This window comes from Variovorax brevis (genome assembly GCF_030317105.1).
Taxonomy (GTDB): Bacteria; Pseudomonadota; Gammaproteobacteria; order Burkholderiales; family Burkholderiaceae_C; genus Variovorax; species Variovorax brevis.
This window is the reverse complement of the sequence record NZ_JASZYG010000019.1, coordinates 19,085-31,116: the sequence shown is the minus strand read 5'-3', so window position 1 is coordinate 31,116 and position 12,032 is coordinate 19,085. Positions and strand designations below refer to the sequence as shown.

At 62.2% G+C, this 12,032-nt stretch carries 7 protein-coding genes and 1 pseudogene; 3 read left to right on the top strand and 5 right to left on the bottom strand.

The window, feature by feature from the left end; all coding sequences use genetic code 11:
- The first annotated feature begins 104 nt into the window (after positions 1 to 104).
- The 3 genes and pseudogenes from QTI66_RS33105 (at position 105) to QTI66_RS33095 (ending at position 5,151) form a co-directional block, all read left to right on the top strand.
- A complete protein-coding gene (locus tag QTI66_RS33105; protein WP_286564653.1) occupies positions 105 to 2,918 on the top strand; it encodes a response regulator in 2,814 nt (937 codons plus the stop codon).
- A 568-nt stretch (positions 2,919 to 3,486) separates the two neighbouring features.
- Positions 3,487 to 4,538: pseudogene (locus QTI66_RS33100) on the top strand (IS110 family RNA-guided transposase); the annotation flags it as partial.
- Positions 4,539 to 4,707: 169 nt separating this feature from the next.
- On the top strand, positions 4,708 to 5,151 hold the full coding sequence (locus QTI66_RS33095) for an ADP-ribosylglycohydrolase family protein (protein WP_353506256.1): 444 nt from the start codon (positions 4,708 to 4,710) through the stop codon (positions 5,149 to 5,151).
- A gap of 283 nt (positions 5,152 to 5,434) precedes the next feature.
- Here QTI66_RS33095 and QTI66_RS33090 read toward each other — a convergent pair whose 3' ends face one another.
- From QTI66_RS33090 to QTI66_RS33070, 5 genes are all read right to left on the bottom strand, one after another.
- Complete coding sequence (locus QTI66_RS33090; RefSeq protein ID WP_286564616.1) at positions 5,435 to 5,929, bottom strand: hypothetical protein; 495 nt, start codon at positions 5,927 to 5,929, stop codon at positions 5,435 to 5,437.
- A gap of 488 nt (positions 5,930 to 6,417) precedes the next feature.
- Positions 6,418 to 7,509, bottom strand: a complete 1,092-nt coding sequence (locus QTI66_RS33085) for a GSU2403 family nucleotidyltransferase fold protein (protein ID WP_286564615.1) — start codon at positions 7,507 to 7,509, stop codon at positions 6,418 to 6,420.
- A 1,521-nt stretch (positions 7,510 to 9,030) separates the two neighbouring features.
- Entirely contained in the window at positions 9,031 to 9,600 is a 570-nt protein-coding gene (locus tag QTI66_RS33080; RefSeq protein WP_286564614.1) for a hypothetical protein, read from the bottom strand.
- Between the two features lie 317 nt (positions 9,601 to 9,917).
- On the bottom strand, positions 9,918 to 10,799 hold the full coding sequence (locus tag QTI66_RS33075; protein ID WP_286564613.1) for a hypothetical protein: 882 nt from the start codon (positions 10,797 to 10,799) through the stop codon (positions 9,918 to 9,920).
- Positions 10,800 to 11,622: 823 nt separating this feature from the next.
- Entirely contained in the window at positions 11,623 to 11,901 is a 279-nt protein-coding gene (locus QTI66_RS33070; RefSeq protein WP_444815080.1) for an ATP-binding protein, read from the bottom strand.
- Positions 11,902 to 12,032 lie beyond the last annotated feature (131 nt).

Genomic DNA, 12,032 nt, shown 5'->3' with positions numbered 1-12,032 from the left:
GCACCCTCCAAAGGGTCCGGTGCAAAGCGTTCGTCTGCTGTTTCCACGAGGACGATGATGACCGCCACGACCATCAATGAGCCGAGGGAATCGACGTGACGGCGATGGCCCGGCCGTTTCGCGTTGTCCTGATCGCCAGCGATCCGGAAGCGCGCGCCGAGATGCGCACCCACCTGGACCAGGGCTCAAATCGTCAATACCAATTCATCGAGGCCGACACGGGCAGTGCCGGGATTGCGGCCGTACGCTTCCCCGACGGGGGGTGGCCTGACTGCGTTCTTTTGGACTTTGACCTTCCCGACATGCAGGCCCCGGAAGTGCTCGCGCATCTTGGCCGCGCGGGAGCGCCCCCTTGTCCCATCGTCGTCTTGATACGAGCCGACAGGATCGAATTGGGTCAGACGGCGCTCCAGGCAGGCGCGATCGACTACATCGGCGAAGACTGGATGTCGCGTGCAGCACTGACACGGGTGGTTGAGAATGCCGTCGAGCGTTTCGCCATGAAGCGCCAATTGCGTCGAATCGCCGATCGTGAAGACTTCTTCCACAACCTTTGCGAAGCATGGCAGCGCGAAGTCGATCCTTCGACCGTGAAGGCGGCGACGGCGCATGCGCTCGTGAATCACCTGGATGCGACGTTCGTGCGGTTCGGCGAGATCGGCGAGGACGGACATTTGATGTGGGAGCACACCGCCAACGACGCTCAAGTGATTGACCCTTGCCTTGCCGCGGCTCACGCTATCTCCGCGTCGCTGCAGGTCCTTCGCGCTGGCGGCGCTGTGGTCATCGCTGATGTGGCCAACGATGCGGCTTTGCGCATCGAAGAAAAGCGAGCCCCGGCGGCAACGAAGCCAGGCGCGGTGGTCGCCGTACCCATCGGGCAAGACCACTCGACCACCTTTGTTCTCGGCGTGTTCGACGCCGCGCCCCGGGCCTGGACGAATGAGGAAGTCGCCCTCATGCAAGAAGCGGGCGTTCGCGCACTCGCCGCGTTCGTTCAAGCGCGCGCCGAGCAACGGTTGCGCGCGAGTGAGCATCGGCTGCGTCTGGCGCTCGCGGCGGGCGGTATGGGGGTTTGGCACTGGGATCAAGCCACTGGACAGTCTGAGGTAGACGCCACGTTACAAGCACTTTCCGGTCTGGCCCCCCCGAACTCCGGCGAGAGTTGGGTCGCACTGCTTCGCGCGCGCATCCATCCGGATGACTTGCCGACGCTTGAGGCTGACGTTGAACGTGCGTTGCGCGAGGGCGTCAGCTATGCCCACGAATTCCGCTATCTGCATCCGGACGGGCGGACCCTGTGGTTGGGTGGGTATGGGGCCGCATTCGCCAATGAAGGCGTCGCGGGCAACATACAACTCACCGGTGTCAACTTCGACATCACCGCGCGGCGCCGGGCACAAGACGCGCTGGCGGAAAGCCGGCGCGACCTGCAGTCGCTCGCCGACAACGCGCCCGTGATCCTCGCCCGCTTCGACCGCGAACTGCGCCACGTGTTCGTGAACGCAACGGTGGAGGCGATGACCGGCCGCCCACCCTCGGACTTTATCGGCCGTACCAACCGTGAGATCGGAATGCCACCGGCACGTTGCGATCAATGGGACGCCGAGATGAAGGCGGTATTCAACGATGGACAGCCGCGGCGCATGAAGTTCCAGATCAATGGGCCAGACGGAACCCATTTCTTCATCAACCGGCTGGTGCCCGAATTCGGCGGAGACGGGCGGGTCGCGCATGTCCTGGCTGTAACGCACGATGCGACGGAGGAGATGCGATCCCAGGCCACCTTGCGTGAAGCGGATCGAAACAGGAACGAATTCCTGGCGACGCTCTCCCACGAATTGCGCAATCCGCTTGCCCCGATAAGCACCGGCATAGCGCTGTTGCGCGCTCAATCGCTGGCTCCCAAGGCGACGCGAGTCGTCAACATCATGGAGCGGCAGCTGGCCCGGCTTGTCGACCTGGTCAACGACCTCTCCGATGTATCGCGCGTCAGCTTCGGCAAAGTCCATCTGCGTCTGGAGCACTTGCGCCTGAGTGACGTGGTAGACGCCGCTGTGGAGGCCTGCCAACCGTCGATCGAGTCCCGACAACATGCGCTTTCGCTGGACCTGCCGTACGAGAATATCTACGTCCACGCTGACCGCACCAGGCTGATCCAGGTCGTGGCGAATTTGCTCACGAACGCGGTCAAGTACAGCGAGCCCGCGAGCGCAATCCAGATCGAGATCGCTCGTGAAAGCAATTCAGCCGTGGTCCGTGTGCGCGACCACGGTATTGGCATCCCTTCGGAAGCCCTGAACAAGGTGTGGGACATGTTCAGCCAGATTCGCGAAAGCGTTGACAAGTCCCAAGGCGGCCTTGGCATCGGCCTTTCCCTGGCAAAGAGGCTGGTGGAATTGCACGGCGGCAGCGTCGCGGCCGAAAGTGCCGGGTTCGGCCAAGGCAGCGTGTTCACAGTCAAACTGCCGCTGGCCATGGCCCCTGCCATCCTCGAGCAACCGGCGTCGGGCGAGCCGTCTCCTGCTGCCAGCCCACGTTCGCGCCGCGTCCTGATCGTCGATGGCAACGTCGACGCCGCCGAAACGCTTTCTGCACTGATAGCGGCCTTCGGCCACGAAGCCGCGGTGGCTTGCGACGGCGCTTCGGCCATCGCTTCTGCAGCCGATTTGAGGCCCGACCTTGTCTTTCTTGATCTCGGCCTTCCGGACATGACAGGGTTTGAAGTTGCCCGACGGCTGCGCGGCGACCCGAGGCACAGGCATCTCCAACTGATTGCCTTGAGTGGGCATGGCACAGATGAATACAGGCGCATGACAACGGCCGCAGGCTTCGACCTGCATGTCGTCAAGCCGGTTGAACTGACATCCCTGATTGCAATACTCGACAAGGACGCGGACTTGTCACGCACTCAATAGCCCCCGAAGAACGGAGTGTGGCGAGCGAGGGGCGGCACATGGCCGAACACGGCATTCTGGACAAGCACGAAGGGATTCACCGGCTGAGCCAACACCGTTTGTGCCTCGGCCCGTGGCGTGGCTCAAGTCCTTGAGCTTTGGCTTCCAAACAGGCGCGGCGTGGTGGTGGAAAGCACCCGGATCAGTCCAACCCCCTCAGGTCGGGAGTGCCCACGCGCCGTTCCAGGCGTGCGATGTCGCCATTTGCGAGATGGAATCGGGTCCCAAGGAGAACCTGATTCGTCGCTATCCCTGATTGCTATTGAGCATCCCAAGCCCGCACGCGGGCCAGGCGTTCCCGAAGAAACAGGGATGCGCTACAAGGTGAACGGCAGCGCCGCGATGACCGAAAAGTCAATGGTGCGAACTCTCGCCGTTATCGGCGCCAGGCGGTGAGCCCGCTATTGAGCATGGTCCGGGAATCGCCGGCGACATTGGTGAGCGCAGCGATGCGCATCCCGCTTGAGAGATCGAGTCGAATTCGACGTTTCCCATGGCGCTGCCGTTCTCAACGATGCTGGAGCAAGCCATGGCAGTTCGCAAGCGAGATGAGGAGGTATTTCCCAATGCGGCCGGGATCGATGTCGGCGCCTCCAGCCACTGGGTGGCGGTGCCACCGCACCTGGCCGAGGAATCGGTGCGCGAGTTCGGCGCGATGACCGATGACCTGAACGCGCTGGCCGAATGGCTCATCGCGTGCGGCGTCGACACGGTGGCACTGGAGTCCGCCGGGGTGTACTGGATCCCGGTGTACGAAGTGCTTTAGCAGCGCGGGCTGAAGGTCTGGCTGGTCGACGCCAGGCAGATGAAGTACGTGCCCGGCGCAAGAGCGACGTGCAGGACTGCCAGTGGTTGCAGAAGCTCATGAGTCTGCGGTTTTTGCGCGCGGCCTGGCGCCCCTCGGGTGAGGTGTGCGTCGTGCGCGCGGTGGCCCGCCAGCGCGAGGTGCTGCTGGTCGAGCAGGCCAGCTGGGTGCAACGCATGCAGAAGGCGCTGGTGCAGATGAACCTGCAGCTCACGGAAGTGCTCACCGACGTCATGGGCCTGACCGGGCAGGCGATCATCCGCGCCGTCATAGCGGGCGAGCGCGATGCGAAGTCATTGGCGCGCCACCGACACAGCCGAGTCAAGGCCAGCGCCCAGGAGATCATCAAGGCGTTGGCGGGAAACTGGCGCGAGGAGCACTTGTTCGTGCTGCGCCAGGCGCTGGCGATGTATGACGACATCGCCCGGCACTTGGCCGAATGCGATGCGAAGCTGGACGCACTACTGGCCGAGTTGGGTCAGTGCAAGGTTGATCTGGGCAACGGGCCCCGGGCTGGCAGCAAGATGCGCCACGAATTCGACACGCGCCAGACTCTGGCCAACTGGGCCGGGGTGGATCTCACGCGCATCAACGGCCTGGGATTGACTGCGGTGATGAAGATCCTCTCGGAGATGGGCCCTGACCTGAGCCGGTTCGCCAACGTCAAGCATTTCTGCTCCTGGCTGGGGTTGTGCCCGGGCGCCAAGATCAGCGGCGGTAAGGTGCTCTCGGCAAAAACCAAACGCTCGGCCAACCACGTGCTGATGCTTCTTGAATCAACAAACACCAAGATTCAACGTGAGATCGCATCGCCGCGCCAGCCAATGTCCTTTCCAGAAGATCGAATTCACGGTGCATTCTGTGGCGCACTGGTTGGCGGCGCCCTCGGTGTGCGCTACGAATTCCACGCGCCGGAGGACCTGCCCCCCCAGGAAGCTGCTGGAGATGGAGCCACCGGCGGGATTTCGCCGTGCTCACTACGGTGTGCCAATGGGCACTTGGAGCGACGACGGCGCGCTCATGCTCGCCCTGCTCGACAGCCTCGCGACGGTCGCGCCCTTCCCGGTGGATGACTACGCGCAGCGCATGCTCCCCTGCCTGCGCCACGCCGAATACACGCCCGATGGGCGCGTGTTCGATGTCGGAATTCAGACGAGCACAGCACTACGGCGCATCGAAGCGGGAATCCCTGCGCACCACGCCGGGTCTGCAAGCGAACGCGACAACGGAAGCGGCGCACTGATGCGCGTGCTGCCGGTCGCTGGTAGAGCTGGAAGCTGCTTGCACAGCATCGGCAAGGCCCTGGAGCGCTGCAAGCTCGAGCCGCAGGTCAAGGTTCACTCGTGCTACGAAGCCGGGCGTACGGCTGGTGCCTGCACCGCTCGCTGATGGAGCAGGGTACGACAACATCGTGGTCGACGCCTCCATGTGGTGAACCGGCACGCCAGGCGGGCCAAGACCGACCGTATCGATGCCGACATGCGGTTGGCGATGTTCGGATCATTGCTTTGGAGTGCCTTCGGCGCACTGCACTCAGGCGCTGAGACAATTGGCAGGTTCAGTTGCCGTCCCTTTGTCGGGATTACGCGCGACGCACAGGCAAGCGCAGACGTGCAGGCACGCGTCGAATAGGCGCAAGCGACACGAGCGCCCTCATCGACAGGCCCGGCCGTTACGGAGCCATTGGCGGCGCCCTTGTGGCTACCTCCAGCGAGGCAACGAGACCCGCCTCGAAATCAGCGAGCATGCTGCGCAGCTTCGTCTCTTCCTTCGTCCCCGACTCGATGCCGCCACATTCCACGACGCCCTTGATCAGGTCGTACTCCGCTTCCGAGCGGATCGTGCCGTGCTTGAGAATCTGAAAGTACTTCCCCCAGTACCGCCGCCGAACCTCACTCAGGGTGAAGGTCCCGGCAGCTGCCAGCCAGGCATCGGCTTCGCCCACCTGTTCGGGCGTCCATTCCGACGTCAGTTCGATGGTGCGGCGGATGGCCTTTCTCAGGTCCTTCTTCGACAAGGCGCTTTTTTCGATCCCCTGAAGAGATGCGAACAGGCCATCGTCCGGATCGTTTCCCTTTTGATTTCCAGAGATGAACCAATCGGCGTAGCACGCGAAAAACGTCTTCCATCGTGCGTGGTCATGCACCATGTGTTTGTCGGTGTGCATCGGAAGGGACCCTTCAGCCAGCGTGGCGCGTCACAAGGAGAGGCGACGCACCCGATACGCCTGATCGTGGACCGCTGGGGTGCCCCCGACAACTATCAAGTTTGCTAGCCTGCGTGCACACGAGAACGTCAGGGCACTGCCGGTGGCCAACAGCCTTTCCTCGGCGCCCGCGCGCGCAAGTGCTCGTAGACGCGGCCAACAATGAACCCGAAGGCGATCCCGAACAGGAAGCCCTTCACAGCTTCGGTAATCTCCACTCCGGCAGCGAGCTCATCCGCACAGGTTAGCAGTTATACTCCGGCGACGCCGCGCGGGAGTATAACGACGGCCGACCCTGGCCGGCTGCATTCTCGAATTGTTTCGGGGTCGAAGTTATTTCCGCTTCGGTTCATTGCGCGGCCGCTCGGTGCTGACGCGCAGGCGATTGCCGCATCGATGGTTTCCGGAGCCGGAACGGAGCCAACGTGCCACGCAGGCCAGCAACGGACCTATCGTTCCTTGCCGGCCTTTGCGGGCGCCGCCTGGAGCAATACGGCTTCGAATTGCTTAGCGATTTGCGGGTGGTATTCGGCAACGAAGTTCAGGCCTTCGGCGGCCCGCTTGCGCCAACCAGGTCCGCGGGACATCAGGTCCTTCGCGGCCACCCGCAACGCCGCTGCCGATCGAAGCATTCCGTATTCGACCAAGGCGGCGACCTGGCCCGCGTCCTTCTGGATCTTGATGCGGAAAGCCTCTTCTCGCTCACCCATAATCACAAGCTTGTGCAGCGCGTAGCGCATCGGCGATGGGATGTTCACCAGCACCACCTGCTCGCCAGAGATAAGAGCCGTTTGAATAGGCTGCTCCAGCGAGAACTCCATGAACTTCAAGGGCTGAAGACGAACGTTCAGTGGCTCGTAGAGATAGACATCCTTTTTGCGGCCCACTGAGGTGAGCAGATCGACCCGCAGATCCTTCTTGGCCGTTATGTAGGTGGCTCCGGGGGCGCTGCCAAACGTCTGCAACGGTAAAAGCCCCATCTCCAGCGAACTGATTGCGTCGTGCATGTCGGCCTTGGCGTTTTCCGCCAGCGCCAGGGAAACATTCTTGCCGGCATGTGCCACGTCGACATCGTTGGTGCGCCAGCCGCTAGCCCACCGCACACCGAGCGTGTTGCCCATGGCAATGAACGCATGCGTCCCGACCAACACCCCGCCGGCGCGAAAAAACCCATGCTCGGCCATCCGGTTGATCACCTCGAAGTGCTGGGGAATGACCGTGGCACAACCAAGAGCTACGCACGCGCCAGCGAGTGATGCCAGGTCAGCAGACTGTGGTGGCTGGCCATTGCCGTGCTGCTGAACAAGCTTCTGCAGACGCTCATCATCGGGGCCGAGGTAGACCTGCCGTTTTGCGCCAGTCAAGTCGTGGACCTGCCAGTACCAGTACTCTCGCCCCTTGACGACTTTCTTGTTGAAGGATCCGGGCAGGTCGCGAACCGATCGATCGAAAGTGCCTGCCTGGACTTGCTCGAAGAGCTCGGCGAAGTTCGTCTGCGCTGACACCGACATGTCGCTGAAGAGCTGCGTTTCTGTGGCCATGAAAGTTATACTCCCGGTCGTCTAGACGGGAGTATAACGTTCTGAGATCTCCAACTGCTGGCGAAGCGGGCAAAGGCCAGCGACTCGCCGTCCTTCACCCCTGACCAGATTGCGCGCCAAGTTCTCGCAAACGGCACGCCATTGGCCGCCAGGCTGCGGCCATGCCAAGGCTCCAGTGGCCGAATGGGGTGTCTGCTGTGCCGTAGCATTCGCCTCATGATCTTCATCGTCGAAATCTTGCACGCGTGAAACAGGGCCGAGCGGACGTTTACTCCCATGTGCACCTCGTCGACAGAATGCACAGCGCTTGGGCAGACCTTGGTGCATCCATCTGGTTTCCCCCTGCGCGGTGACCATGTTCGAGCATGGCCGCGACGCGTCTTCCGGCAAATCCTCACCCCGGCGGGTCGAGCCGTGGCTGGGCGAAGGGAAGATCTGCGCCGAAGTGTCCCCCATGACCGACGAACATCGACTTGAAACGTCGGGGCGAGATGATGGCCCTCAAATCTTTTTGCCTCGCCTTGGCGGCCACGCACCATGCGCCGGGTCAGCTTAGAAGCGCGCTGGACGCGGCGACTGACCAACTGATGCCCATGCTCCATCACGCATTGACCTCGGATGAGCTGATCGAAGGCTTTCAGGCCTACACGGCCTCGCTGATGTCGGTGCTTGAGCAGCGACTGGACAAGTGAAGCGAGTGCGTTCGCCGGTAGGGATCGCTTCGCGCGGGCGGGCCTGGTTTTCACACGGTTGGCCACGCGCCTCACACCTGCAAAATGGACCATCACCTGTGCATGCCCGCTGGGGTGTACAGCACCAACGTTCGAAGGTGAGACCCGGGCGCGTCGCTTGTCGTTTTCTCCACCGTCGGACGATCGCGTTTGCGCGTTGAAGGCAGGCAGACGACCCCGGCTCGTGTGCCAGCGCGTCCCTGATGGACCGGCGTCGCAGCCCCCAGGGGTGTGCGCACTTCACGCCACCATGAATGACAGGACCACCCGCAGCAGGACGGCGAACGCCAGTCGTCCATCACTGCGGCCGGACGTCTTGGCGCCATCGCCTCAGGTCTTCGGCGCTGAAGTGCTTCGGGTCATTCACCATTCGCTCAATGGAGAGCCCGCGTCGCCGTAGGTACTCCCATCTTCTTGATAGGAGCACCGCTGGCGTTGGGCTGCGGGACGCCGTTTCCCGTGCGCCACTGCGGATGCAATGGCGGCGTTGCAGCGATCGCGTTGAGCACCCAAGTGTTGACCCAACTTCGACTCGCACAGGACCCAAGCGGCCATCATTGACAACGCATCGGGCGAGTTCACCAAGACGTTCACATTCAAGACCGTCAGGCGACCGCCGAGCGATCGCAGACCCGGGTCGGCGCGTAGACAAGATTTTTCGACGAACCCAACCGACTCTGACGGCATCCAACCAATGCCGACGATCCAGCATCGCGTATGGGCGTCAACGTACCTTTGCCTGGCCATCAGTAGCGTCATAGCTGACGAAAGGTCACCTGTCTGCGTTGTGTCAGTTGCCGCATGCGGGGCAATGGCCCGCGATCGTCGTCACGGTTTTAGGCGACCCGGGGATATGGTCCTGGCTGCGGGCTTCGATCGCCGTCTGAACAAGCCGGTGTTCCTCGCGGCGTTGAATGAAGTGGCGCCGCTGGCTGGAGATGCGCTCACGCGCGCTGGCTCCCGGGTACCCTTTTTCCCCGCCGACTGCCACCTTGGAATTCGTCCTACACGGAAATCGCCCTGTTTTGTTGAAATGTGATTTTCTCCCATATGAGAGGTAATCATGCAAGCCGATGAGCAAGATGATTTCTGGGGGCACAGCGCAAAGAGATCGCTTGAACTGGAAAGGCAGATTCGCAAGCAGCTCTATGCGCGCGACTGGCGGCGAAATTTCGCTTTGCTCTTCGTGGTACTCCTTACGCTTGGTGCGCTCGCCGCTTGGCACTGAAAACGCGCTTGTCGCCCAGTTGTCGACACCGGTCGGCCACTTCGCGCTGGTGCCCCAAGACCGCGTCAGCGGTGGGTGCCACGCCCGCCGCTCGAGTTCGTCGGCAACCAAACGGTTGGCAGGATCGTCCAAGTCGTACTGCTTCTGCGCGCGGCGATGACCTCGTCCATTCCGCGCGACCGCTCAACGCTGGCCATCGTCGCTGCCTCGATCGCTGGCTGTACCGCGCGCAAGATCTCCTTGGCCACTGCCCGATCCACCGCCACTCCCGAAAGCCGATGCATCTGGGCTCGCCGTTGTCGAGCCGTCCGCGGTCCTGATTCGCGTAGAAGTTCATTGACGGACTTCGCTTGCCAGTCACTGGCAAGGCTGAAGGGGGCAGGTCAAATGTCCCAGTTGATGAAGGAGGAGTCCGTCGTGCAAGGCCGCCTGCCCGTCCTCAAGGGAGCCTAGGCTTTCCGGTAAAAGCGCCCGATGGCTGATGCCACTCTCATACCCAGGCGCAGCAGGCCAAGATGCACGTCCGAGTACAGGCGGATCGGGTGGTTGGCAAAACGGTAGAAGGCCTTGGTGGCAGGCGTGGGCGGGTGTCCCTTCAGGGCGTGGCGGATGTGGCGTCCCAGCCATGGCTTGTTCGGGCCGATGGCGTGCGAGAAGTAGTAGCCGCCTGACTGAAAATCCATGGCCTCCGGACCGGCGGTGTTCAGCGGGGCGTGGTGGGCCATGAGTGCGAAGTTCATGGCGTCCTGGTCGGTCGAGTGGAACATGTCATGTGCGTGCCCGCTCTTGATGCTCTTCAGGCCCGCGTTGTACTCGAGCACATGCTCACACAGCTTGCGCCACAAGGCCAGAAAGTTGGCGTACTCGCGCGGCACGCTGATGAAGCCGGAGTTGTAGTAATGCACCATGTCGCGGCTCACATGCACACCACGCTTTCCAAACCAGTCCGTCCACATCAGGCGCTTGGGATGGCGCGAGGGCAACGACCCGTTGACATCCTCGATGACGCCCAAGCCCCCTGAAAACCAGCATCCGATGTTGGCCCAGCCGCACTTGACGACGATGTCAGGGTCCATATAGGCCACGGTGTCGCAATCGGGGTCCAGATCTTCAAGCACGCTCAGCATGAAAGCGGGCTTGTAGTAAGCGAAGAACATGGGCGTTTCCAGCTTGACGAAGCAGACGCTGAAAACGTCGTTGATGCCAAGCCGCCCGCTCGCGGCGTCGAAGAACGGGGACTTGGCAACCCAGTCCGCCAGATCGCCCCGGTAGCCCGCCCACAGCACCCCGGCGTATTTCGCTGCTGCGAGCGAGTTGGCCAGCGCAGCCACGCCGTAGTGATAGTGGCCCTCGAAAAGCGTGCAGAGCGATGTTTTGATGAGTGGCGCTGTTTCTTTGGGCGCAGGGCGCGCGCGCGTGCCGCGAGCAAGTGAAATCCAATCGGCATCATGGCTACGACGAGTCACGGGTTTGAACATGATGTCCGCGCTTTTCACGATCATTACGAAGATTGCGTCTGCCAAGCAAGCGGCGAGCCCGGTTCAGCGACCACGTAACGTGAGGCCATTTCTGTCCATGGTTCCCATGCATTGAACCCACTTTGATACTAAACTATTACAATCATACCGAAGAATGGGAGGTCTTCCCATTTACCGTTCATGCCGGAGCCATGAATGACTCAGCTGTTCGTGGCACCAATCGCAAAGCCGGCATTGCCGCGAAGAAGCGGCAGATTGAGCCGGCTCGGTCGTGCCAAGCTGCCAGCGTGGCGATCGCTGGCGTTATGCGGGGCCTGCAAGCCCAAGGCCTTGGCGCAGGCGGCGCGCGCACGACGCGCATTGCAGCAAAGGATTGTGCGTTCCCTGGCAGAGCAGGCCAGAGGCGGCGTGGGGCCCTCTGACGCGCAGTTGCGCCTGTTCGCAAGGCTGGTTGCCGCACAAGAGCGCTTGGGGCGCAGCGTTGCCATGGCCAAGGCGAGGATGTCGCTCACTTTTGCGGCACTTTCTTCTTGCAACGGCACCAGTGAAGGCGACGCACTTTTCCCTGGAAGTTGACCACTTCGCCGCGTGAACCGCCGGCAAGCCATTCACCGTCGAGGTCCACTTGCGGCTTGGCCGGCTCGGTGCTGGTCTTTCAATCGGAAGCTCTCGCCCGTCATCTGTGAGCGTGGTGCAGCAGGCGATCCAACATGGCTGCGGTCAACGACTGGTCGTCCGCAAAGGCGCTTTCCCACTGTAAACGGCAGATTGCTTGTCGGCACCATCGAGCTTCGGTCGTAGCGCTTGGCCACCACATGGAAGACACATGGGCTTCGTCGCGCCCGAACGGCAGGTAGCCGATCCCGTCGATGACCAGCCGCTTCGGTCCGAGCACCGTCCGATTGCAGTGTTCCTTCAATCGGTTCTTGGCCTTGGCCGCGGGCAGTTCCATCATCAGATCGGGCGCGATGATGAAGCGCTACCTTGTGTCCGGCCATCACCACACGGCGGCACAGCGCCAACGCGAAAGGGGTTTGCCAACGCCGTGGGGTCGAGGCAGCGCTACGTTTTCGGCGCGATCCGGCC